Origin of the sequence: Emergencia sp. JLR.KK010 (assembly GCF_037018265.1) — a bacterium.
Taxonomy (GTDB): domain Bacteria; phylum Bacillota; class Clostridia; order Peptostreptococcales; family Anaerovoracaceae; genus Senimuribacter; species Senimuribacter intestinalis.
In genome coordinates, this window is the sequence record NZ_CP143550.1 from 74156 (window position 1) to 99708 (window position 25553).

Here is a 25553-nt window from a genome sequence, read left to right on the forward strand (position 1 = left end):
TGTCTTGATTACAATTAGACAGCTCCTTTATATTCCACATTACCTGTCGCTTGTACCGACACCCGGTTTCGGCAGACTCCATCTGAACTTTGCAGCCAGAAGCCGCAGCACCAAAACAATGACAACTCCTGCGATAATTGATACGCCCTGCCCAAAGGGCTCCCACATCAAAGAGCAAATCACTGCACCAATCAGAGAAGCGCTGGCATAAAAATGCTTTACGAAGATATAAGGCGGATCCTGTGCCATAACATCGCGGAGCACACCTCCCCCAACACCTGTCACCGCTCCGACAAAAATCATCAGAAACAAACTAAAATCTGTAGAAACACTATAAGCTGTTTCGATTCCTACAACAGTAAAAATGCCCAGACCCACAGAATCCATCCAAAGCATTATCAAATCATAATAATTCTGCCTTTTAGAAAAGAGCCTTTGCATCCAAGGAGTGCAGACAATTAATGCCGTTCCTATCGCTACGATAGCATAAATTGGATTCTGAAATGTCTTTGGCGGTGTAATCCCTAAGATTAAGTCGCGAATCACACCACCGCCCACTGCTGTAGTAAGACCTAAGATAGAAATGCCTAAAATGTCCATGCCCTTGCGAATACCGGTCATGGCGCCAGAAACAGAAAAAGCAACAGTTCCAATAATTTCGAGAATAAAAGAAATATATGCAGACACAAAAACCACCTCCAAGCGTATCTTGCATGAGTAAATGAGATAGAATATTACACTCTGTCTTTTTACCTGAAAGATTCTTCCGCCCCTTCACGGGCAGAGTTGCTTCATCGGTGGTTTCTTTTTACACTTTCCAGAGGTCTGTCCGGAAACGGTCCTGTTGCCTGAGAGTTTTGCCCCTTCGGCGGCACGGCGCTAGCCTTAAGCCCATGCGCTCTCCCGATTCCATCATCCAGATAAACAAAGTATACCATATAAAAAAAATGCTTGTCAACGGGGATTTTCCTCACCAGAATATGTGCGAATGCCTGTAAAAAGGAGGGCACTGTCTTCAGAATCTCTGGTTTAATGTTCTCTTCTCTTTAAAAGTTCTGTTTCCAAACGATTTACACGAAGAAGCAGCATTTCTCTTTCCTGGTTTACTTTCAAAGCTTCATCGAGTTTTCTATCCAAGCTCAAATGCCCCTCTGCTATAACTGCTATATTTCTGTTTACTTCGCTTTCCAATGTGATTTTAATCTCTCGGATATCCTTAGTAAATCTTTCGTCCATCTCCGAAACTCTTGTGTCGAGACACGTCACCTTTTCGTCAAGGTCCGATACCTTCTCGTCGAGGCACGTCACCTTCTCGTCAAGGCACGTCACCTTCTCGTCAAGACACGATACCTTCTCGTCGAGATATGTCACTTTATTATCAAGACTGTTTAATTTCTCTTCCATCCTCTCTAATTTGTCCAAAATCATTCTAGTTTCTTCTGTCATTATAATGCTTCCCTTCTCCTGTCATGCAACTAAGTCTTACGTTGGATTTTTATTATAGCATAAAGACGGTTACTCTACAATTCCCAAGATTTTCTGAAAATGTTTGCACCCTTTTACAGAATTTCTATGACCCCCAATTCATCTCACAATGTATATAAAACGCCGAAGCGCTTGTCTCCGACGTAATTCAATCTTCTATGGTGGACCCGATGGGGATTGAACCCACGGCCTCTGCGTTGCGAACGCAGCGCTCTCCCAGCTGAGCTACGGGCCCATAAAAGGGAGATATCTCCCTTAATTCTTATAATTCCTCTCTGATTCTGCGCAAACTCCGACCTAGTCTGTTAATCGCATTGATTCTGCGCACAACTGCATAAGCATTTTCTTCCCTATAAAGCAAAATGTCACTCAAAGTTGTATTCAAATCATTGCATAGCGTATCGACCTCACGCAAGAAGTCGTCTTTACTCATTACCACAAGTCCTGCCGGCAATTCTTCAATCTCATATTGATACTCCATGCCAAACAGCTCCAATACCTTCGCCGACAGCTGTATCTTGATTTCGTTTAAATGCAGTTCATAAAAGCCTTCCGTTGCTGCAGCTTTTGTTCTGCATGCCTGAACGGTCTCATGGATTTGCTCAAAACAATCATCAAGCTCCTTGTATTCCATGTTCATAGCTTTCCAGTAAAAATCCAGCTGATTCAACGTTCTGGAAATCAAATCTTTCAGTTTCTTGGCTGCGGACTCCTCCAGAATCTCTCCGACATTTTTCAGGCAGTCCTCAGCAATGGAGGTTTTCAATTCCTCTACGCCAGCACCCGTTTTAGCGCTGACAGGAAACATTGCTACAGAGTCAACACCCATCAGCTGACAGAGAAGTTTCTGGCAGTACTGCACATAAGCCTGTAAATCCGCTTCTCCAACCACATCAATCTTATTTACAGCAAAATAAAATTTCCCTGCAAATTCTTTGGTACTCTGCAGAAAATCAATCTCAATCTGATTAATGGGACTGTCCACTGACAGCAGGAAAATCACCGCATCACTTTCCTTCATGTAGTGATATGCCGTTTCCGTGTTATTTTTATGAAAAGAACCAACGCCAGGCGTATCCACAAAGGTTAAACCATCTTTGAGAAACTCCGATGGCGTACGCAAAATCACCGAATCCACTCCTAACCTGTTATCCGCATTTTCCTGCTCGCTAATAAATGCTGAAAGCTCTTCAAACTCAATCGGTGTCACCACGCCATTTTGAAAATGCACCTCACACCCTTTATCTCCATAAACAACACGAGTAACAGCCGATGTAATAGGTACAATGCCGACAGGCAAAATCTCAGCCCCCAAAATCGCATTGGAAAGGCTGCTCTTTCCTCTCTTAAACTGACCGATGATCGATACCGTCATATCTCTTTTTTGCAATTTATCAATTAAAGTCCGCACTTCTTTCGCCTGCCCGCTGCAGGCTCCATCCGCTGCAAGCAGTTCATATACGCTCTGACTTTGCTCTAAAACTTTTCCGCTCATTAAAATGTTTCTCCTAATAAATTACTGACTTTTTCAGTATATCACAGGAAATTATGCAGTGCAATACAAACCGGCGCATAGACACGGCAAACGCGCGAAAAGTATCACGAACCATCAATACTGACAAATGATAGCAGCATACAGAATTTTGTCAGCAAATCGTGAAAAAAGCCATCCTAATAGGCTGAAATCCTGACAGAACTGACAAAAATCTAAAAAGCTGTCAGTTTTGTCTGTTCCAAAAAAGCACTAAACGTTTTTCGTGGGTTTGCCCTGCCGCACAGAACATTCCTATCTTCTCCTTGCAATACAGCTCCATTCTTGTCATTGTTTGAATGTTATATATTGGCATAGCATATATCTTCTAAATTTTCAAGTATTCCGTTTGTAATGATGTATACTGTTAGTTCCTCTCTCATATATATAGGCATATCAAGGAGTGTGTCTATGACCTTTGGAAAAGTAAAACAAAATATCATGGTACTGGCCGTATCTAATCTGATTATCGGTCTAATTGAATTTATTTTCAACATATATCTAACCAGAATTCTCGGCGCAGAAGGCCTCGGTCTCTTAAGCCTGATAGCTCCCATCAACTGCCTTTTTCTTTCCTTTATGACAGAGGGCATCGTTGTTACCATGTCTAAAATTTCCGCAAAAAACCAGCATTTTGCAGCCTATACCGAAATGAATCAGTCTGTAAAAATCGCTACCTGTGCCAGCTTTTTCTGGTCTGTTTTTCTTGTTGGTATCGTTTTAATTACCGCAAAGCCTATCGCCTCCGGTTTTCTTGGCGACAGCAAGCTTGTTTATCCCATCCTCGCTACCTGTCCTTTAATGATTTTAATGTCCATCTCTAACATCACTAAGGGACACTTTCTGGGACTTACAAAGATAAGAATTCCCTCTGCAATCAACATCAGTGAAAAAATTCTGCGCTTTCCTATTTTATACCTTCTTATACGATTCTGCCTCAATCGGTTTGATTTTCCTGCAGTAACTCTGGTTTATCTGTGTTACGCCATCGGAGAAATGCAAAGCGTCTTACTGCTGCTGCTATATTATAAAAAAACTAAGCCGAAAGTTAAAACACCTATGCCAACGCGAAAAGAAATTTCCAATGTTCTCCTTTCACTGGCAAAAGGCGCCGCACCTATCTGCCTGACCCAGTGCCTTTTAGAAGGAGTTAATGCTTTTTCCTCTGTCATTGTAAAACTGCGGCTATGCACCTGCGGCTATCCAACCTCCGAAGCGTTGTCACTGCTGGGACAGTATAAGGGTATGGTCTTTCCCCTTATCAACTACCCCATGATTCTGGTGGGTGCAGTTTGCTCAATCGTGGTTCCTAAAATATCTACTATGGCCGCTGCTGGAAAAGAAAAATTTGTCGGCAGACTCATCACACGAACCTTGGCACTTTCCTTTTTTATTGGAATTTTAACTTGTGCCGTCTTTTTCTTTTTCGCAGATTCCATGGGACAATTTTTCTATAAACAGGACAATTTAGGACTGATGATCCGCCTTGCCGGACTGCTGGCGCCCCTTTTATATATGACAGCCTCCACAACCAGTCTGCTTATTGGAATTGGCTGCGAGGGTCAATCTTTCCGCAATTCGCTGTTTCAACAATTGCTGCTTTTGATATTTCTAATTATCTTTACTGGGATTCCTGCACTGAATATTTACGGATATCTGATTGCCATTGCGCTTTCCAATATAATTCTACTTTCCAAGAATTTACATGCATTAAGATTACATAAAAAAAGAACATGACCTTCCTTAAAAGGACAGCCATGTTCATGTTCTGTTAATTTTCAGCATACACCGCAATGTTTTCTTCAATCCTGCTTTTCACCATCTGGGCAATTTCAGTTGTTTTTTTGCCCGCATATTCCTCATAATAGATTGGCTTTAATATATGCACCTGCACTGTAATAAACCCCGGTACATTTCTGTCAAATGGCTTATATGCGTCAATCAAAGCTACAGGAACGACAGGACATTTCGCCTTGACCGCCGCTTTAAAACTACCTCCCTTAAACTCCAGCAGCTGATTTCCGTTTCCGCTTCTTGTCCCCTCAGCAAAGATAATACAGTTTTCGCCCTGCATTACACGATGACTTACTTCGTTGATTACTCTAAGGGACTGTTTCACATCGCGTCTGTCCATAGGAAGCGCATTCATACAGGTAAAAATCTGCTTTACACCGGGGATTTTCATTAGTTCCTGCTTCATGACAGGACAAATTGGTCTCTGGCAGGCTTCAATCATTGCAAAACCATCAAAAATTCCCTGATGATTGGGATAAAAAATATACCCATCCTTCTCCGGAATATTCTCTCTTCCATAGACTTTGATATCCAAATTTCCGCTGATTTTGGCACGCTCTACAATATACTGCAGCGGCCGCAGCTTTTCCTCTCCGCTATAGCGTTCCGGATGTGCCGCATACCAGTAAATTCTACCAAAAATTGACGGTACACGAAAAATATTCTTTAAAATAATTTTTGTCAATCGATTCATTTCATTTCTCTAGCTTTCTGATTTTTTGCTTCTGATATACTCCGAGATGGAAAAAAAGCAGGTGTTCAACCTGCTTTTCATTGGTGGAGAATAGGGGGTTCGAACCCCTGACCTTTTGACTGCCAGTCAAACGCGCTCCCAGCTGCGCCAATCCCCCACGCTTATGATTCGATTATAGCTCAGTTTCAGTCTTATTGCAAGTATATTCATGGAGCGGGCAATGGGAGTCGAACCCACCTCCTCAGCTTGGGAAGCTGATATTCTACCGATGAACTATGCCCGCACAGTAACCTTTTTTATTATATACCTTTTTGCGCGCGAATTCAATATAATTATCTCACGAAATGCGAAAGAGCGGCTGTTTAGCCGCTCATAAAGTTTACTCTCACTCTTCATTTAGTGATAATTAATTATTGATACATTTATAGTCTGCATCTAGACTTATTCTTTATCATCTCTCTAACGTAGAGTATACTCCTTTTTCCAAATACAGTCAAGCAGTTTTTTGTTTTTCTTACCGAACAGGATCCAGGAACTGTTTTTCATAATATGCAGTCATCGCTTTGTATTCATCAGAATCTCTATCAAAGACTTCACTCTTATGGGTATCCAGGCTCTGCCGCACGATACGCTGGTGCAGATGCTGCGCAATGTTGATGCAATGGTCTGAGATTCGTTCCATGTTAGTCAGAATTTCCACATAGGAAATGCCGCCCTGCGTACTGCATTGACCAGCTTTCAGGCGATCGATATGTTTGGATTTCAGCATATCCACCAAATAATCCACATTGTCTTCAAGAGGACCAATTTTATGACAAACACTTTCCTTCTCTTCCTGATAGGCAGTAACCGTTACGCTGAGCGCCTCATCTACTGCTGCCTGCAGATATCTCAATTCACAAAGAGCATCCTCAGAAAAGACTATATTCTGTTCCATATTAAACTCTGCTACATCAAGAAGATTCTGGCAGTGGTCTCCAATCCGTTCAAAATCACCTACGGTGTGCATAAATTCCGTCGCCAAACGGTTCTGCTCCACATCCAAATGCTGCTCTGTAATGCGAACCAGATAATCCCCCAGAACGGTTTCGGTCTTATCTAGGAAATTTTCATTTTCTTTGATTTTCTCGAAATCTTCAGTCCTATACTTAAACAAGCAGTTCGACGCCAGGCGATAATTTTCCAAAGCAGCATCCGTCATAGAAACCATGACTTTTTTGCACTGTTCCAGAGCCAGCGCCGGCGTAGGAATAAAAATCGGATCCAGCAGTTGCAGTTCTTCATCGATTTTAGAAACATTCTTGTCTTTGACGATTTTCTTCGAGAACTGAATCAAGAGGTTTACACAAGGCAACATAAATATACAGGTTGCTAGATTAAATAAAGTATGGAAATCTGCAATACGACCTCTATTTACAGGTTTATCCCAGAAGCTAAATCCAAACAGCCCCTGATATACATAAATCAGCAGCAGAAAAATTACTGCACCTGCAATGGACATTGTGATATCAATACAGACAGCCCTACGTGAATTTTTATTGGTGCCGATACTTGCAAGAAGCACCGTGACGCATTTTCCGATGTTTTGTCCGATAACAATAGGCGCCGCCATGGAAAAAGTAATAGCGCCGGTTGCAGACATAGCCTGCAGTACGCCGACAGAAGCAGAAGAACTCTGCAGCAGCACAGTTACTGCCATGCCGGCAAGAACGCCCAGCACCGGATTGGTCAACACCAGAAAAATCTGCATAAATTCCGGTGAGCTTGCCAGCGGCTTAAAACTGGACTCCATCATATTCATTCCGATGAACAAAATCCCCAGCCCAACAGCGATACCAGCCTTATCTTTGGTCTTGTTTTTCTTAGAAATCAGCATAGCAAAAGCGCCAATCACAACACAGAGAGGCGCAAAAGATACTGGCTTCAGCATCTGCAGAAGGAAATTATCGTTGTTAATATCTCCCAGTCTCAAAATCTGAGCGGTGATGGTCGTACCAATATTGGCACCCATAATGACGGGAACTGCCTGTACCAGTTTCAGAATGCCAGCGTTTAAAAAACCGATTACCATAATAATCGTCGCCGACGAACTCTGAATGACTGCCGTTACTCCTGCGCCAAGGAGGACTCCCTTACCTCTGCTGCTGGTCAGTCTCTCAAGGGTTTTCTCCATCTTCGCTCCGGCAAAGCGTTCCAGGGATTGTCCCATCAGCTTCATTCCATAAAGGAAAAGCCCTACACCGCCGAGCATTGTAAGTACAGCTTGTAAATCCAAAATATTCTCTCCAATGTAAAATTCTACTATAACTTTTGTTTTAATTATACTATACTTGCCTCGCTCTTTTCAAGCAGGTGTACACAATTTTGTCAAAATCTCTCACATTTCTGCCAAAAAAGCGGGCTTTGCCCATGGCGATAACTCGCCGGCAAAGCCCAATTGCATCTAGCAATCATACTAAAATCTCACCATTGGTCCTTCATAACCACATTTTTTGAAGTGTGGCGCGAAGCTGTTTCTTGCGGTTTCAGTTGCAAACCACTTTTCGTCTACCGGTGTACCGAAGTACTGTACATGCATACCTTCCAGTACATCTGCGGTACTAAGTGGGTAGTAATTGTCCTTGTCAATACTGCAGATTACGTCGGGACAGCTCATTACGGTTTCTCCTGTGGTCAGATTTTCTAATGCCATACTTTCATTTGCAGCAAGAATTCTGTATTCTACGCCTTCTGCATCAGTAACGATGGTAGTCGCTATGTCGTGGCCTTCGTTAATGACAGATTCCTTCTTCGTTACCACACCTTCAGCCAGCAGTTTCAGAGGAACCAATTTTCCGACAGTTTCTGACACATCTACGCCTTTTTCCTTTGCTTCAAGGATTGCTTTTCCCACAGCGATTGCCTTTGACAGTGTTCCTGGAACCAGTTTTGTCAGAATATCTTCTTTAGAAGAGTACCAGCAAGTCATACCCAGCATATTTTCATAGAGATCCAGAATTCTTCTGGTGGTTCTCTCAATGATTGCAGCGTCAAGGGGATCGCTCGGCTCAATACGAATTACGTGACCTCTTTCAGAAGTCAGAATTCCAGGGTAGAACGGCACACCATTTAAGGTGTACAGGCAGCATTCAAGGCCCGGGCATGCACGGTCACAGCCGTCTGCGTCAACCACCGGAATACCTTGCGCAATGCTTACCAGAATCGGAAGAATGCAGCACAAGGAACCCTGTTCCGGCGGAAGTGCTGCTGCAATACCGTGAGGAACTTCCTCTGCCGCAACTTCATAGCCATGCTTGAGCAGCTTGTCAAATAAGTCGAGAACGGTTTTGATATCTACTGCTGTAGGTGCGCCGATTCCACCGAATACTGCCGCATACTCATCGTCTTTCATTTCCTCCGGGGAAATCATCGGCACTTTGTAGTCAGGATATCTTTTTTCCAGTTCAGCCAGCATTGCAAGCCCTGCATCCATGCCGCCGCCTCCGCCGCCAGCAAGGAAAGCACCGCCATAAACCATGTACTCTACATCTTTCCAGCTTAAATATTTCATATGTATACCTCCTATACTTTGCGATTACTCGCCAATAAACTCTTCCGGATTTCTTGCTGCAGGGGTTACATTCTTAAGTGCAGCATTTAAAATCAGATATACAATCATACCGACAACAATGGAGTTAAATGCAGGGCTGAATACGTTTACGAAGAAGCCTACTGCCATACCAGCTATCCATGCGCCAATTCCTGCAAAGTTGAAACCTGGAATAATACCCCAGTTTTCTTTCTTGCCTTTTCCAATAATCCAGTAGTCTGCCATCATGATGCCTGCAATTGGCGGAATCATGACAGAAAATGCGTTGAGCATCGGAACGAAGAAATCCAGTGCACCTAAAACTGCCAGAACAGTTGCGATTACACCGATAATTGCAGTAAGAAGCGGTCTCTTACCATCCTTTTCTCCACAGAATCTGGTGAATGCCAGACCGCTCTGGTAGAAGTTAGTGGTGTTAGTAGTCCATGTTGCCAGAAGCAGTGCGAGTACGCCGATAATCGGCATGTTCAGTTTTACGAACAGCTCTGTCAGGTCTGTTGTTCCTGCGCCAACGCTCATGATTGCACCCATAGCAACAATCAAAAGCATCGCCGGTAAAATTCCCAGTACTGAAGAAATGACCGTTGCCTTTCTGTCTTTTGCATAGCGGGTCAGGTCTGTACATACGATGGTTCCGCAAGCAAAGATACCAATCATAATTGCCAGTGCAGATACGAAGTCCATCTGCTGTGCCGGTTCATAAGCAAGCACTGCGCTAAAGCCGCCGTACATGCCTACAGACTTAATGGTACCGTATACACATACAACAACCAGGAATGGAACTGCTACATAGTTTAGCACAGTCATCCATGTAAAACCATATACTGCAGTCAGTACCATAATGCCGCCCCACAAAATCATGGACAGCCACATCGGGAATGGAATTCCAAATGCACCCAGCGCTGCAACAAAAGCACCGCCGCAAACGCCGATCTGTACAGCAGCCTGTAAGCCCTGTGTCAATGTAATCAGACCAGCCAGAATGTATCTGGAACCGGTGTTGCCGAAGGTTTTTCCAAGAATCACTGTCAGTGGATAGCCTGTATCGGATGCTTCAATTCCGTTTAAACTCATAATTGCCACCTGTACACCAAAAGCTAACAGGGTAATTAAAAGAGTCATCTGCAGGGATAAACCTCCCATCAAAATTGCTCCAACCATCAGTGCAGGTGCACTGATTACACCGCCAACCCAAATCATGGTCAAGCTTAAGGTTGACTGCTTTTCCTTGGGCTGCACCTGGGTAATGGCACGTTTTTCCATCGTACCTTGTTTATGATTCTCTGCCATAGTTATTTCCCTTCACGTTCTAATTTCTCTTTTATAATCTTCAGCTGCAGCTGCTGCATAGTCTCAAAGAACCGCATGCCGCGCTCACGGGTTGCACCAGTCGGATCGCCCATAATTCCATTGGCACTGACTGCCCGAAGACCTTCCGTGTTCATTTTGTCCGAAACCTCTTTGGTCAGTCCGCCCATAAAGCCTGCTTCTGCTTTATCCATCTGTACCAAATCGGATACAGCCAGCATCATGGACGTTTCAAATTCACAGGAATGTCCACCGCAGACGCCTTTTGGCAGCCCCTCATTTTTCTCTGCCTCTGCAAGCATTTGCATAACATCCGCCATGCTGCAGCCGGTTACGATAGCAGCCTCAGGATGTTTCTCCCTGCAGCGCACTGCTGCCTCTTCCATCGCAGGCATATTTCCGCCGTGGGTGGATGCAAGAACAAACGTATCAAATCCATGTTTTAAATAAGAATCAATATAGTCCTCAATTATCATCATATAAGTTTCCGCCCTCAATGTAATGCTGCCAGGAAACGGCATATGGGGGTCAGAAACGCCGGGACGAATCACAGGTGCCGCCAGCGCTTTGCCCAGCCTCTTCGCAAAGTCGCCCGCCTCCGCATGGGCTCTGATTGCATCAGTAGCCTCCGGCAGGTGTGGCCCATGCTGTTCCACCGCACCGGAAAAAATTACCACTGTCTTATATCCTTCACCCAATGCTTTTTCAATTTCAGGCCAGGTCATTTCCTCTAAATAATAAGTTCTCATAGCTGATTTCCTCCTTTCTTTTGCTATATACAATATTATAAATTTATCATATCATTGAAATCACTTTTACGTCTTTTCTGTTTCAGATAAAAAAACGTACTTCCCTTTGTTCCTTTTGACAAAAAACTCCTCCTATGATACACTTTAAACAATTATCTTGTCCAAGAAGGCAGATAGGAGTGCAATATGAGTATCACCCTGAAAGATTTATTAAGCCTGCCAGTGATGGAAGGTGCCATTGTAAGAGCCGGAACTTTATCGCTTTCCAACACCGTTTCCGGCATTGGAATCGTTGACCAGTTCGACATTCAATTTAATTATGACGAGTTGTTTCACACTTCCAAATATCTGCTTGGAGAGATTCTGCTGTCCAGCTATTTTCTTACGTTTCCCTTACAGGTCAAACTGGATTGCCTGCACTTTCTTAGCCGCGTCGGAGCAAGCGGAATTTTAGTGATGAATATCGGTATGTTCAAAGAGGACTTCGAGCCGGAAGTAATACAAACTGCAGAAGAGCTGGATTTTCCTTTGATTCAGATGCCGTCTCACAGGCACTCCTGCAGCGAACTGATTACGCCTATTATGGAACAGATTCTGGAGGATCGAAAGAATCAAAACTACTGGACTAACATTGTCCTGGAATACATGGCGTCCCTCTCTGCGCAGGAGCGCTCTCTAACCCTTCTTGTAGACATTATCAGCCAGTACACCCATTTTTCTATCGGTCTCTACGATAAGAACTTGAACCTGCTTCACGGCGCTGACTGGGCCGGTGAAGATTTCAAACCTCTTCATGACGCTAATTTTACCATTTCCCATGGAGAGAAACTTTCCACTCGCACATCTTATCAAAGTGCTTTTGTCTCAAAGACAGGAAACCGCTACTACTTCACCCGAAGCCCCATTTTCTTCAGCGACCCGGTATTAAGATATCTAACAGTGATTTCCAAGCAGGGCGCGGTAAACCAAATCCAGTTTGAGCAGGTGATGGAATCGATTCGTCTGTATCTGTGTATATGGGAGAAAAACCGCTCTGATAAGACTGCCCTGTGTCATGCTCTTATTCACAACGAACCTATTAAAATTCAGAGCCTTGCCAAGCGGCTGAGTGTCGATATAAAGAAGATTCACGCTGTACTCATTTTCAGCATGACAAACAGGGCAAAAAAAGAGCCCGATTTACTTCGGACGAAATTAGAAAAACACTATTATTCCCAAGGATTTACGCCAATTTCAGAGGTAAACGGAGATTGCATCGTTCTGTTTCTGGAATTTCCTGATTATGAGATCAATCGCTACGATTTCTTTATGGAATCAGAAAAAGCTTTTTCTTCCTATGAGGAAATTGAGCGCATGATGATTCATGCCGATTACTATAACCCCGGCATTTACAAAGATTTATTCGAAGAGTACGTCGCCTATAACGCCTACCTGCATCGCATTCTTCCTTCAAAAAAAGTTTTCAATCTGGGCGAACTGCATTTCTGCAGCGAGTGCGCTGCCATTGCGTCAGACAAAAAAGCTTCTGACCATGTCCTTACCATTCTGCATCCGATTCTGCATGCCGCTTCCGGTGCTGATACTTTGCTGGAAACTCTGGAAACCTTTATTATTGATGCCAACGGTAATATTGACAAGTCTGCCGAAATGCTGTATGTCCATAAAGGCACGGTGAAGTACCGGCTGAAACGAATTAACGAAATCCTTGGTTTTGATATGCGAAAAATGCCTGAATCTCTAACGATTTACAAGGCGCTGGCCCTTTACCGGATTTTAAAATAGAAAAAATTCAGCGCTGCTGAACTCTGTGCGCTTGCTTCACTCATATCTCATGCATATTTCAAAGAGAATTCTCAAAAATATGCACCGCTGCGTGCATATTTTCACCAAAAATTAAAAAAATACGCATAAAACGCCGTCATCAAGAGGGTTTTCCCTCTCTCTGACGGCGTTCTTCATTGTAAATCTGCATATTGCAATCAAAATTCTAAAAAATATGCACGATTCCTTATCATAGCCTGCATATTTTCGCTGATTTTTACGAATATATGCACAGCTGCTGCATTACAGTGCAAAGACTATTCTTTTCCGTTCCAGCAGTAGGTGCAGAGTTTATTTCTTTCAAGGCCCGTAGCATCCATCATATCATCAAGGCGACAGAACTGCAGCGTAGTGAATCCCATTTCCTTACGGATTTCCTCCACCATCTGCGCATATTTTTCTGTCTCAGGATTTGCATATTCTTCCAGGATTTCACCAGTTACGTTGCCATTCTCAAGTCTTGTGATAACTCTTCTGGTAATCAGATCCATTTCAGAGGAAGAACGCGAGAAGTTCAGATATTTGCATCCATACATAATCGGCGGGCACGCAGGTCTGATGTGCAGCTCCTTTGCGCCGATTTCAAAGAGATATTCGGCAGTTTCTCGAAGCTGCGTTCCTCTTACGATGGAGTCATCAATGAGTACCAGTCTCTTGTCTTTGATTAAATCTTCCACAGTCAGAAGCTTCATCTTTGCAATCAGATTTCGCTTGGTCTGAATGGTCGGCATAAACGAACGCATCCAGGTCGGCGTATATTTAATAAAAGGTCTTCCGTATGGAATACCAGAAGCATTGGAATATCCCACTGCGCTTCCGATACCGGAATCAGGTACACCAGCTACATAGTCCGCTTCTACACTATCCCGCTGTGCCATCTTGGCACCGCAGGCATTTCTCATCCGCTCTACACTGATCCCCTCATAGGAGCTTGCCGGAAACCCGTAATACACCCAAAGGAAAGTACAAATCTTCATGTCTTCGTTTGGATTCAGCAGTGTCACACAGTTCTGATCTGTAATCACTGCAATTTCTCCTGGTCCCAGTTCTTTGTAATCTGTATATCCCAGATTCTTGTAGGCAAAACTCTCGAAACTAAAGCAGAAACCCTCCTCTTTCTTACCTACAGCAATAGGTGTTCTGCCGTATTTATCACGAGCTGCATAAATGCCCGCCTTATTCATCAGAAGCAGCGATATGGAGCCGTCGATGACTTCTTGCGCATAGTGCATGCCCTCGATTAAATTCTCTTTCTGATTGATCAGCGCTGCAACCAGTTCGGTCGCGTTGATTTCACCGCCGCTCATCTCCAGAAAATGAGCATGTCCCGTATCAAAGAGTCTCTGCACCAGACTATCGACATTATTAATCTTTCCCACTGTCGTCAGCGCATAAGTGCCATGATGGGAACGAATAATCAACGGCTGTGGCTCGTAGTCCGAAATACAACCAATTCCCATAATGCCGTCCATCGTCTGCATATCTTTATTAAACTTCGTTCTGAAAGGAGAGTTTTCGATATTGTGAATCGCTCTGTTAAAGCCGTCCTTTCCGTATACCGCCATACCACCTCGCCGAGTTCCCAGATGAGAATGGTAATCTATCCCAAAAAACAAATCAAACACGCAGTCCTGCCGCGCTGCAACACCAAAAAAGCCGCCCATAACGTAACCTCCTTTATCGTAAACGGTTTAACTGAAAAAAATATTGTACCACACTCTTTTTGCTTTTACAATATTTCTTTATAAAAAACACCGTAAATGTCAGCACAAAAAGAAGACGGTTTCCCGCCTTCTAGGAATTCTTTAAATATTCGACTTCTTCTTTTGTCAGTTTTCTATAATGCCCTACAGCCAATCTGCCCAGCTTAATATCGCCGATAGCAATACGTGCAAGCTCCTGCACGTTATTGCCGACTGCCTTAAACATCTTGCGTACCTGGCGATTTTTTCCCTCGTGAATGGTGATATCCACGATGGTAGACCTCTGCACACCCTTTACAATCTGTACTTTGGCATTAGATGTCACATAACCACCGACATCAACGCCCCTTCGCAGCTTTGCACATTTCTCGTCAGACAGAACGCCTGCAACCCGCGCCCTGTAAGTCTTCGGCATCTCATGTTTCGGATGGGTCAGCCTATACGCAAAATCTCCGTCGTTGGTCATGATCAGCATGCCGGAAGTATTATAATCCAGTCGTCCCACCGGAAAAATTCTGGCGTCGACATCCTTCACCAAGTCCATCACAGTCTGTCTGTCCTTATCGTCACTGACGGTTGTCACATACCCCAGCGGTTTGTTGAGTAAAATATAGACCTTCTTATCCTCCGGTTCTATGCGGCGACCATTGACCTCTACCACATCACCTGCAACTACATCATAGCCGGCTTCCTTCAGCGTCAGTCCGTTGACCTTCACATTGCCGGCAGCAACCAGTTCATCTGCCTTTCTTCTGCTGGCAATTCCTGATTGCGCAATATATTTATTAATTCTCATTGATTTTATGTCTCCTTTTCCTAAGGAGGATTTTAACACAAAATCACCTGGAAGTCATCGCTTTTTTTAACAGTCGTATACGCAGGTGAGATCTGCCGCCTCGATGCGCGCTGCAATTTCCTCTCTGTTTACGGAGTAAAGTCCTTTCTCCTTCATATACTGGAAAAACTCATCTCCTGCAAAAGTGAACATGCCGCCGTCAGGTTTTTGGTACGCTAGCAGTGCACCAATAGCGATAGTATCCGGCAATTGCAAACACGATTCGCCTACCGCATAGCATCCGGCATTGTGACCGGCCAAAGCCCCTGTAGAAATTGCTTCCGTATGACCGATGAAAAGTCCCGACTTCTCCCCGCCGCAAAAGAGGTTTTTAACACCTTTTACCTGCATATTTTCCTCTCGCTCTGTCACTGCCAGATAGCGAATAGAGTTGCCTTTTCCGCCTGCATAAGGGTCTGCATATCTTGCATTTTCAAAACCTGCCACCATCCGAAGCTGCTCCAGCGGAAAATATGGGGTCATCATCTTTGCATAGCCTGTATCGATGAGAACAATGTTTTCCGCAAATTGCGGCAGCGCATACTGTTTGCAAACCTTTTTGGAAAGCTTGCTTTCATTGATTAATTCCTTTGCAAGGGGCACAATTGCTACGCCTTTCTCAGAAAGCTCCTGTTGCAGTGGCTTTGATAGAGTCGATTTCTCTATTTTCGTGGATCCACTGAAAGCGCCCAGCGTTCCGTCTGCACGTTTACCATAGTAGTCAAATCCGCCTGCTTTCTCAGAAATGCTGACTCTCGGTCCAAAGGCGGGACACCTGAGCACACACATACTGCAACCGTTTCCAAACTCCATACAGTTTCCCATAGGTCCCGTCGTTCCCGTACAATCTACATAAACATCGGCATCAAAGTGTTCGCCATCCGCTGACACAAGTCCCGTAATCCTATTTTCACCATCCTGACATTTCTCGGTTTCAACATCCGTAATCCGGGTCATGAAATGTATATCGACTCCCATCTCATGCAAAAGTTGCCGAACCTTCGGCTCCACCTTCAATACGTTATAAAATGTTGCGTGCTTATGTCCCGGAAAATCTACATTCCGATGGGTTGCGCAGCCGTCAGTAATCTCAAAAAGCTCTCTTGCACCCATAGCGATATTCTCTTCTGCCGCAGTAAATCTTCCATTATTTCGCATAATACCACCCACATTGCCCAGCCCCAGGAGCAGGTCTGTCCTTTCAAGAAGCTGCACCTTTGCGCCGGTTTTTCTTGCGGTGACTGCAGCGCTGACCCCTGCCCAGCCGCCGCCGACTATGATAATCTTTGCCATATGAACCTCCAACAATTCTTCTTGTTACTATTCATATGACAATTCATGCTTTTTAGAACGCCATAGGTATGACATAAACCGCAATACAGATATAATGCAAGACACTCCCTGCCAGCACAAACAAATGCCAAACGCTGTGCATATATCTTTTTTTCATAGCATAAAACACAAGTCCCCCTGTGTAACTGATCCCTCCAAGAAGCAGGAGCCAGAAGGCAGGCTGCGGCAGTACGCGGATAATATCTTTAAAGGCAAATAGAATCGCCCAGCCCATGACCACATAAAGTACGGTGCCCAGTTTCTCGGTCTTCGCAAGATCGATGGCGTTGAGCAGAATGCCAAAACCTGCGCAAATCCAGACTGCACCCACTACGATCAGGCCTTTGGGATTTCCACGAAGGGCGACGAGACAAAATGGCGTATAACTCCCCGCAATCAGAAGGAAAATAGAAGCATGATCAAAAATTCGCAGTATTTCCTTTGCTTTGGGATGAGGCACCCCATGATAAACCGCCGACATGGTGTAAAGCACAATCAGCGATATACCAAAAACCAGACTGACGCCCAGCGCCAACCCACTGTGGTGAACTACAGATAAAACGATCAGCACTGTAGTACCGCCTACTGCCAGTACTGAGCCTAAGCCGTGAGACACTGTATTAAAAATCTCTTCCCCCACTGTATATCTCTTTAAAGTTCCGTCCGTCATCATATTCCCCTTTCTAATTCCTTATATATTTTTTAATATTTTAAAATCTAGTTTTTATTACTATATTATAATATATTAATTTCAATTTTATGTCAAGTTTAAAACAGAATCATGCAATAATTACTCCGTTTATACTTTTTTGACGGATTGTCCAACTCTTTACAAGACACATAACACTCATAAACGGTAGATCTGACCGTATGGCAGCAAAATAGTGAGGTTGCGGTCAGATTTAAAAATCGTGTAACTTCAAAAATGACCGTAACTATATCTATGAGGCGTATTGCGGTCAAAAAAACGATGATTAAAGTGTCTACACAGAGAAAATTTACTTGTCTAAGACAAGTTTCAAGAATTTTCATCAGGAATTCATGGAAAACATTGTAATTAATGAGAATAACGAACTTGAAATTACACAATACTGCATTGTAAGCTTTAAATTTCTGACCGTGTTGGTTCGAAATCAGTACTCTGCGGTCAGAATCCCTGTTACACAGTTTTAAAAACTAACCGCATTATGGTCATATGCCTTCTGTGCGGTCAGAAAATGCATTCCCAACAATCTGTTTGCCACTTGTTTTCCAGCATATAAAATGATACACTTTCTACTAGCATGGAAAGGGGCCTTGGATTTTATGTATCAGGTTTGGAGAAGTTTCAGACCATTCCATCGTTTAAATGCGATTTGTGGGCTTCCGAAACTGTTGAAAGAACTAGTAGTACTGTCAGAATAAACCTTCTGTCGTACAACCAAAAAGGAACGACCCCACTAGTTGTTCCTTTTCAGACTATGCTCAAACTGATTTTTCTTTTCTTAGCTTTTGATAAGCCTCCGTTTTGATAACCTCATCAGGTGTTCCAGCCATCAACAGCTTTCCTGCTTCCATGAGGAGAACTTCGTCAAAAGCTTTCAAGTAGTTGCTATCTAAATCATGGGTTGCAACAATCACAATTTTATCTTTACGACTCTGCAGAATCCCTGACAGTATTTTTTTATTTGCCATATCCATGGCAGAAAATGGCTCATCATACAGTTCAACCGATGCGTTTTCTGCAAAAGCACGGAGCATGCAGATTACCTGTTTTTCTCCTGCGCTAAAATCCAAGCCTCCGAAGTCAAAGTTTTCTAATCTTTGTTCTTTGTCATAAGCTCCAAACATGGTAACATTTTCTGTGAAATCGCCTTTAAAAATATGACTTCCTACACCGGTTAAGGATACGTAATCCTCTACGCATATATCATCGGAGGACGTTCCGTCAAAATAAACCTTTCCAGAATCCTCTACTTTACTTTTACGGATTATTTCAAGAATCGTACTTTTTCCACAACCGTTGTGTCCAATTAACGCATATTGACGTCCTCTTACGAAGCGATAGCTAAAGTTTTTAATTTCAAACCCCTCAAAGGTCTTGCAAAGGTTCTCAAGCTCAAGGGTTTCAATGGCGGTTTCCTCTAGTTCCGATTTCAATTCTTTCCTTGCCACACCTTTTCCCAGCTGGTTGATATATTCCATCAGATTTTCCGTAACCTGCTTTGTCGATTTAATATTGCTGACTTCTTCCAAAATATATCTCAGCGGTTCAATAAAGCTTTCTGCATAACCAAGGGCTGCAACTCCAGTCCCCAGCGTAATTTTTGAAAAAACAAAAAGAATCCCGACCGCAGCAAAGGATAGAATATTAACCGCATATAAAAATCCCCCATTTAAGATATGAGTAAATGTGCTGAATTTCCCGTAGTGAAGCATACTATCTTCTGTTTTCCGCAGCACTTTTGACTGCTCACTTCCCATGGCGTTCTGCGTTTTTTTGTTGACCTCACGAAAACCGGCAAATAAATCACGCAGCTTTTCTATATAGTTTCCTTGCAGGCACACCCATATTTTCCTGCGTTCTGCCAAGGTTTTCCCTGTAATTGCCGGTGCCAAAAGAGCAAGCAGTGTTCCCACCACAATTACCAGCCCAATATAAAGATTCAGAGAAAAAATAAATACGCCATACACAAAAATCTGCATTGCAGTCTGTACCACCGCAACACAGCTGGAAATATATTGACTCGCCACCCCTATATCATTTGTAAAAAGCGATAAATACTCTCCTTGCGACTTCTTCGCAAATTCCCTGTACGGCTGGTTAAGCAGTGCATGAAACAAATCATCTTTGATTAAAAGATTGAACTTCCAATCAAGCTTCCAGGCATTTCTTTGACTGATATATTCAAAAACACTATTGATGATATAGACCAGAATATATAGTCCGATAAGCAGGAGAATTCCATAGTCGCCCCAAATTTTAAATTTTTGATCGAATAAAAGTTTATTCAAATATGGAATCGCTGCTAAGGCTGCAATTGAAATAACAGCACAAGATATTTTTGCGAAAATGATTCCTCTCAGTTTATATAAATATTTTTTCATGCTGCACCTTGTCTTTCGTCAAGTTTATAACTTAAACGCTATAATTCTATTAAAAGGGTGAGATTACTCACCCTAAAAATTACTTCCCGTTGCAAGCATTCGCTCTGCACATCTGTAACACGGGGGTAGATACTTGTTTTTTTACAACTGGTGTACTATACATTTATTTCACCTCCTTTGCGATTTTAGTTCTTAAAATGGCTGCTTCTCGACTACTCTCACAACACCCTGTAAAAGTTCCGTCTTCAAGAAGTGCCACTCCCGGGCAACGTTCACAGAAAGGTTCTAACTTGCAAGAATTGCATTTCAAATCTTTTTTCTTTATACTTCTTATATATTCCAATTCTTCTGAGTTTTTCCATATTTCCCCAATGCTTTGTTTTTTAATATCTCCAACATAGTAATACATGGAATTGCATGGCGTTACCATTCCGTTACAATCTATAAATAGATTTGTATATACAGTTGCACAAGGTTCATCATATTTATAAAGAAATGGCTTTCCCTCTTTAAATTTTTCAGTAACCTTATCCGCATCGCGAATTGCATTACATAATTCCTCCCCACTCAACTGATAATTATGTGGAGTTCTATCCCCATTTGATTTCGAAAAAATTGTTGGTGACATAGAAAACGTACAATCAATTTTAGAAGCAAACTCTTTTACTTCATTATAAAACTTATAATTATCTTTCAAAATTGGAGTTTTTATTGTGACTGGAATTTCATATTTCTTCAATAATCGAATATTTCTTAATACATCTTCTAACGATCCCTTAATCCCTGTTATCCCATCATGTATCTGCTCATTTAGAGAAAAGATAGTTAAAGAGTAATTATTGATATATAGTCGTGATAATTCCTCTACAATTTTTTCGTCAAGCAAAGACGCATTACTTAATAAAGACACGCTACAGTACAGTTCTCTTGCAGTCCTTATCAATTGCATTATATCTTTTCTTAAAAATATCTCTCCCCCTGTAAATGTAATATTCAATGCCCCCATTGTTCTCGCTTCACGAATCAAAGATATAATTTTCTCAGTGCTAAGTCCATCTTCGGAATGCTCTGGAATATAACAATGCTTACATTTCCAATTACACTTGGTTAACAATTCAAACATTACTCCTGTTAACTGTCGTTTCTCATACTCCTTTTCAAACATCTCAGAGTCAATATTTCCGAGATAATCTTCCTTGCTATATTCGCCTTCCTTCATAGCTTTTTGTTCACTCGCACCATCTATCGTAATAAGCATTTCATCATAAAGCGCAAATATTAAATCACTTACGTCATTTAATATTATTTCTTCATCCACATCCGAATACTTTTCATTCATACTACAACAGATATTATCCACAGTATTGTTAAGCAACAGCCAAATATCTCTAGCTGTGTCATCTAAACGATATCTTCGATTAGTCTTTTCTTCGATAATAAAAACTGTATCGTCTATATCCTGCCATGAAATATTCTTAGAGTATGCGATTTTTTCTGATCCTGTCATAAATATCACCCCTATTTATTTAATCAACAATATTCAAAGAATTTATTATATTGTCTTAACTTTTTTATATCAGTACATTCTTAATTTTCTATATTTTACCGTTTTTCTTTGCATATGTCAATATAGTATTTGATTTATTTTATATAATTTCACATGTGAATATAATAATGTTTTATGATTTTTTTAATCGATTAAACATTTATAATTGTCTCATGCAGCTATTATAATGTAAAACACCTCAAAGAATGTATCATTCTTTGAGGTGTTTTAACAATTTAAATCATCTCGTTCATTACACTAGTTGTCCTCTTCCATCATTGCAATCTGCATCATGATCGCACATTCCATCCGCTTTTTAAAAAGCTTGCATCCGTAGTCGTAGACGCCTTTGATGGAACCCGTTGCGTGATATGCGTTAGCTGCGCAACCGCCGCTACAATAAAGACGCGCCCAGCAGTCTCTGCATTCCTCACGGGCATAGACATTGCACATCTTAAAATCCTGACGAGTTTCTTCGTTTGTAATGCCGTTCCAAATGTCACCCATCTTGTACTTTTCATCGCCGACAAACTGGTGGCACGGGTATAGGTCGCCCCACGGCGTCACAGCAAAATACTCCGTTCCCGAGCCGCAGCCGGAAATTCGCTTATAAATACAAGGTCCATGAGTCAAATCTATCATATAATGGTAGAAAGTGAACCCGCTTCCCGCTTTCTTTCTGCGAATCATCTCCGTCGCCAGAATTTCGTACTGTTCAAAGAGCTTCGGCAAATCCTCTTCCGTCAGCGCAAAAGGATCCTCCGGCGGACATACCACCGGTTCCATGGAAAGCTCCGTAAAGCCCAGGTCTGCCATATGGAAAATATCTTCTGTAAAATCTACATTATTATGAGTAAAGGTGCCTCTCATATAGTAGCCTTTGCCGCCTCTTGCCGCAACCAGCTTCTGGAACTTCGGCACGATCAAATCGTAGCTTCCCTCATCGGACGGTGTTCTTCTCAGCCTGTCGTGAACTTCCCTGCGTCCGTCCAGACTGAGCACTACATTGTGCATTTCCTTGTTTGTAAATGCAATGACATCATCGTCAATACCTACACCGTTGGTGGTCAGCGTAAAGCGGAAATTTTTTCCATGCCGCTTCTCCACGCTACGGGCATACGCAACCAGGTCCTTCACCACCTGCCAGTTCATCAAAGGCTCGCCGCCAAAGAAGTCCACTTCCAAATTCCGTCTGTCACCGGAATTCTCGATGAGAAAATCCAGCGCCTGCTTTCCTGTTTCAAAGGACATCAGTCCCCGCTCACCATTAAAATTCCCCTGGCTTGCAAAGCAATAGCTACAGTTTAAGTTGCAGGTATGCGCAACGTGAAGGCAAAGCGCCTTTACTTCCGTATGGCGATTCTTCAAATCGTAAGCATTTGGTTCGTAGATATCTTCTGTAAAAAGTTTTCTCTGCTCCTGCAGCGTTTCAATATCGTCTATGACTTCCAGCACTTCCTGCCGGGTTACATCAGCTTTGCCTGCGTACTTGTCCAAAATCTTTGCGACCAGCGTCTCTTTTTCCTCAGAAAAGAAATCATGGATGATGTCATACGCAACATCATCCACTACATGTACCGAACCGCTATAAACATCTAAAACGATATTGTATCCGTTTAGTTTATACTGGTGTATCATCTTAGTTCTTCTTCTCGCACTCCTGATTTGCTACACCGCAGGAAGTTTTGCAAGCTGACTGGCAAGAAGTCTGGCATTCGCCACAGCCACCGTTCTTCATGCTCTGTTCTAAGTTTCTTGTTTCGATTGTCTTGATTCTTTTCATTTTATATCTACCTTTCTATTTGTAATCTTTCACTATTTTCTTATTTTACCTTATGGTGCGGCACACTGTCAAGTCCCGTATCACCGCACACACGGCAAAGTCTGCCCATTTATTTTAAATAAGAGAAAGTAATGGGTTTTACACTCCGGTCCAGCTTATCAAAAGCATAACCTTCATCCTGCAGCTGCTCGATAATTTCAGGCAGTGCCTCCACGGTGGATCCCATGCTGGCACTATCGTGCATCAGTACGATACTTCTGTCAGCATTATGCACGCCGTTTAAGATTCGTTCTGCAATCACATCGCTGGACGGATTTCCTGATGCCGCATCCTCTGCAGAGGCATTCCAGTCAAAATACACAAACCCACGCCTGTACATCTCCGCGATAATCTGCTGACAAAGTGTATAATTATAAGTATTGACAGAACCGCCTGGAAAACGGAAAATTTCTGCCCGATAAGAAAATTCCTCATAAAGCTCTGTCCAGAGTTTTTCAAAATCCGCAAGATAAGTGTCCATCGACTGATAAACGTATTCGTAGGAGTGAGTATACGTGTGAATACCGATAGTATGTCCTTCATCAATAATCCGCTGTACAATGTCTCTATTTTCGCTGATCTTACCTACTACAAAAAAGGTCGCTTTAATATTGTGTTCCTTCAGAATGTCCAGCACCTCTGGCGTGCACGTCTGAGAAGGTCCGTCATCAAAGGTCAGGTATACCGTTTTTGACTTCGCCTTTGCCTGCCGGAATTCATCCCGAATATAAAGTGATGCATACTTTTCCTGATAAGGAAGTGCCTCCTCTTCAACAATCAGCGCAGAATCTGCGTTTTGGGTTTCGTTTCCGCCAGAATCTGTGCCACTGCCAGCTTCTGCAGACAATGCCGTCACTCTCACAGAGAGCACGATGACCGCCACCGTCAAGATGAGAAGGATGCCCAGCACTGTAAATGTAATAAGTCGCTTAAAAAATCTTACTGAAAATCTGCCTTCCATATTTATTTACCGAACCACTTGCATACTTCCCAGGAGCTGTGCCCCTGCATCAACAGAGATAGATTTTGTGCGAATTCCGCCTGTAATGCTGGCGCTGCTGTGGATCTGCACTTCCGAAGTCGCCTCTATATTTCCCTTAATGGTGCCGTCTGCGGAAAGCACACTGCAGAAAATTCTCCCTTCCACTTTGGAGTCTGCATCCATCAGGATATTTTCTTTTACGGTGAGATTGGATTTCAGCTGGCAGCCAGTCAGCTTCAGATTACTGCAGGCGATATCACCCGAAATCCTGCCTGTTGCAGTGATGTTTCCTGCTGCTGTTACATTGCCTTCTACCTCTCCGTATATCATTAGGTGCCCACGAGTCACAATATCGCCCGTCACCTTGGTATTCGCTGCAATCACACCGGTCTCATCTATAGGCAGCACGCCCTCATGGTTTTTTTCCTCTTCAGCAGTCTCTTCCTGTACTGGTTCTTCGTATTCTGTCTGCTGTTTCTTTTCTTCTTCCATGTTTACTCTCCAATACTAAAAAGTTGCTCTTCATCAAAAGTAAAGCTGCGGGTATTCCTCGTTGTCACATTGCCATTGATGACGCAACCTCGCTCGGAATTCAGTTCCCCAGTATCAATGTTTCCCACGACCACAGCACTTTCCGTAATATCAACGACGTTTTTGATTTCCAGATTGCCTTTTACTTTTCCTTTTGTCTGCAAATTCGCCGACTTGATATCGCCCACAATTACTGCCGCATGTTCAATGCGCGCATCTAAACTGACCTTCACAGCACCTTTAATACTACCGCTTACCGCCAGACTTTCTGTGGCAACATCTCCGATTATCTTTCCATTGACGATGACGGACGATGTCGTATTCAAATCGCCAAAAATACATCCATTTGCCTTTACTTGGTCCGCCCCTTCTATATTGCCGGTAATCACCATGCTGCTGCTGATGACAGTTCCTGCCTCCTGATTAAATTCAGGCACAAGAATTTCCATCTGCGGTCTGATACGCGGTTCCATCTGCGGCATCCGAAATGGCTCGCTGGTCTTATCTCTATCTTGCGCAAAATCCTCACGCTTTTCGGCGGTCTTAACTTTTTCTTTTGACGTTTCATCGTCAAATCCGGTCAGTTCTTTCATCGCCTGTGTAAAATTCGAAATTGATGACATGAAAATTTCCTCAACTTTTCTGACTTCTGCTATGTCTATTCTCTCTGCCATTTTATCATCTTTTTCGCCCAAGTTCAATTAGATTCTACATATATCGACAGCTTTTCACTTATAATCGTTT

21 protein-coding genes, 3 tRNA genes and 1 riboswitch are annotated in these 25553 nt (G+C 42.8%); of the genes, 2 read left to right on the forward strand and 22 right to left on the reverse strand.

Features of this window, described 5'->3' with window-relative positions:
• Positions 1-39 precede the first annotated feature (39 nt).
• From V1225_RS00290 to V1225_RS00305, 4 genes are all read right to left on the reverse strand, one after another.
• Complete coding sequence (locus V1225_RS00290) at positions 40-687, reverse strand: TRIC cation channel family protein (protein ID WP_160200874.1); 648 nt, start codon at positions 685-687, stop codon at positions 40-42.
• 139 nt (positions 688-826) lie between these two features.
• Positions 827-916, reverse strand: a riboswitch (glycine riboswitch).
• 113 nt (positions 917-1029) lie between these two features.
• On the reverse strand, positions 1030-1446 hold the full coding sequence (locus V1225_RS00295; protein WP_161908866.1) for a hypothetical protein: 417 nt from the start codon (positions 1444-1446) through the stop codon (positions 1030-1032).
• 198 nt (positions 1447-1644) lie between these two features.
• A tRNA-Ala gene (locus V1225_RS00300) sits at positions 1645-1720 on the reverse strand.
• 27 nt (positions 1721-1747) lie between these two features.
• A complete protein-coding gene (locus V1225_RS00305; protein ID WP_161908867.1) occupies positions 1748-2980 on the reverse strand; it encodes a dynamin family protein in 1233 nt (410 codons plus the stop codon).
• A gap of 447 nt (positions 2981-3427) precedes the next feature.
• Here V1225_RS00305 and V1225_RS00310 point away from each other — a divergent pair, with 447 nt between their 5' ends.
• Positions 3428-4753, forward strand: a complete 1326-nt coding sequence (locus V1225_RS00310; protein WP_338547124.1) for an oligosaccharide flippase family protein — start codon at positions 3428-3430, stop codon at positions 4751-4753.
• A gap of 34 nt (positions 4754-4787) precedes the next feature.
• Here V1225_RS00310 and V1225_RS00315 read toward each other — a convergent pair whose 3' ends face one another.
• From V1225_RS00315 to V1225_RS00345, 7 genes are all read right to left on the reverse strand, one after another.
• Positions 4788-5504: a lysophospholipid acyltransferase family protein gene (locus V1225_RS00315; protein ID WP_338547126.1), complete on the reverse strand. Its 717-nt coding sequence runs from the start codon at positions 5502-5504 to the stop codon at positions 4788-4790.
• Between the two features lie 81 nt (positions 5505-5585).
• Positions 5586-5661 (reverse strand) — tRNA-Ala (locus tag V1225_RS00320).
• 52 nt (positions 5662-5713) lie between these two features.
• Positions 5714-5787, reverse strand: a tRNA-Gly gene (locus tag V1225_RS00325).
• A 231-nt stretch (positions 5788-6018) separates the two neighbouring features.
• The gene (locus tag V1225_RS00330; protein WP_160200869.1) at positions 6019-7779 is read right to left on the reverse strand and encodes a Na/Pi cotransporter family protein; all 1761 of its coding nucleotides are present in this window, start codon (positions 7777-7779) and stop codon (positions 6019-6021) included.
• Between the two features lie 180 nt (positions 7780-7959).
• Entirely contained in the window at positions 7960-9054 is a 1095-nt protein-coding gene (locus V1225_RS00335) for a DUF917 family protein (protein ID WP_161908869.1), read from the reverse strand.
• Between the two features lie 24 nt (positions 9055-9078).
• On the reverse strand, positions 9079-10383 hold the full coding sequence (locus V1225_RS00340) for a cytosine permease (protein WP_338547129.1): 1305 nt from the start codon (positions 10381-10383) through the stop codon (positions 9079-9081).
• A gap of 2 nt (positions 10384-10385) precedes the next feature.
• Positions 10386-11150, reverse strand: a complete 765-nt coding sequence (locus V1225_RS00345) for a creatininase family protein (protein WP_338547131.1) — start codon at positions 11148-11150, stop codon at positions 10386-10388.
• A 186-nt stretch (positions 11151-11336) separates the two neighbouring features.
• Between V1225_RS00345 and V1225_RS00350 the strand changes: the two genes are divergently transcribed.
• Positions 11337-12932 carry a helix-turn-helix domain-containing protein gene (locus V1225_RS00350; protein WP_338547133.1) on the forward strand — a complete coding sequence of 532 codons (1596 nt, stop codon included), beginning with the start codon at positions 11337-11339 and terminating at the stop codon, positions 12930-12932.
• A 296-nt stretch (positions 12933-13228) separates the two neighbouring features.
• Here V1225_RS00350 and V1225_RS00355 read toward each other — a convergent pair whose 3' ends face one another.
• The 11 genes from V1225_RS00355 to V1225_RS00405 all read right to left on the reverse strand — a co-directional run bounded on the left by V1225_RS00355 (position 13229) and on the right by V1225_RS00405 (position 25483).
• Positions 13229-14635, reverse strand: a complete 1407-nt coding sequence (locus V1225_RS00355; protein WP_251614366.1) for an amidophosphoribosyltransferase — start codon at positions 14633-14635, stop codon at positions 13229-13231.
• A gap of 130 nt (positions 14636-14765) precedes the next feature.
• Positions 14766-15470: a pseudouridine synthase gene (locus V1225_RS00360; RefSeq protein ID WP_338547136.1), complete on the reverse strand. Its 705-nt coding sequence runs from the start codon at positions 15468-15470 to the stop codon at positions 14766-14768.
• A gap of 66 nt (positions 15471-15536) precedes the next feature.
• Positions 15537-16802, reverse strand: a complete 1266-nt coding sequence (locus V1225_RS00365; protein WP_338547138.1) for an FAD-dependent oxidoreductase — start codon at positions 16800-16802, stop codon at positions 15537-15539.
• 52 nt (positions 16803-16854) lie between these two features.
• A complete protein-coding gene (locus V1225_RS00370; protein ID WP_338547140.1) occupies positions 16855-17514 on the reverse strand; it encodes a hemolysin III family protein in 660 nt (219 codons plus the stop codon).
• Between the two features lie 791 nt (positions 17515-18305).
• Positions 18306-19928, reverse strand: a complete 1623-nt coding sequence (locus V1225_RS00375) for an ABC transporter ATP-binding protein (RefSeq protein WP_251632448.1) — start codon at positions 19926-19928, stop codon at positions 18306-18308.
• A 163-nt stretch (positions 19929-20091) separates the two neighbouring features.
• On the reverse strand, positions 20092-21435 hold the full coding sequence (locus V1225_RS00380) for a PqqD family peptide modification chaperone (protein ID WP_338547143.1): 1344 nt from the start codon (positions 21433-21435) through the stop codon (positions 20092-20094).
• A gap of 297 nt (positions 21436-21732) precedes the next feature.
• A complete protein-coding gene (scfB, locus tag V1225_RS00385; RefSeq protein WP_338547147.1) occupies positions 21733-23112 on the reverse strand; it encodes a thioether cross-link-forming SCIFF peptide maturase in 1380 nt (459 codons plus the stop codon).
• Between the two features lies 1 nt (position 23113).
• A complete protein-coding gene (scfA, locus tag V1225_RS00390) occupies positions 23114-23257 on the reverse strand; it encodes a six-cysteine ranthipeptide SCIFF (RefSeq protein WP_160200859.1) in 144 nt (47 codons plus the stop codon).
• A 109-nt stretch (positions 23258-23366) separates the two neighbouring features.
• Complete coding sequence (locus V1225_RS00395) at positions 23367-24257, reverse strand: polysaccharide deacetylase family protein (protein WP_160200858.1); 891 nt, start codon at positions 24255-24257, stop codon at positions 23367-23369.
• 6 nt (positions 24258-24263) lie between these two features.
• Positions 24264-24770, reverse strand: coding sequence for a polymer-forming cytoskeletal protein (locus tag V1225_RS00400; protein ID WP_160200857.1), 507 nt, complete (start codon positions 24768-24770; stop codon positions 24264-24266).
• A 2-nt stretch (positions 24771-24772) separates the two neighbouring features.
• Positions 24773-25483 (reverse strand): polymer-forming cytoskeletal protein, encoded by a 711-nt coding sequence (locus V1225_RS00405; RefSeq protein ID WP_160200856.1) that lies wholly within the window; start codon positions 25481-25483, stop codon positions 24773-24775.
• Between the last annotated feature and the right edge of the window lie 70 nt (positions 25484-25553).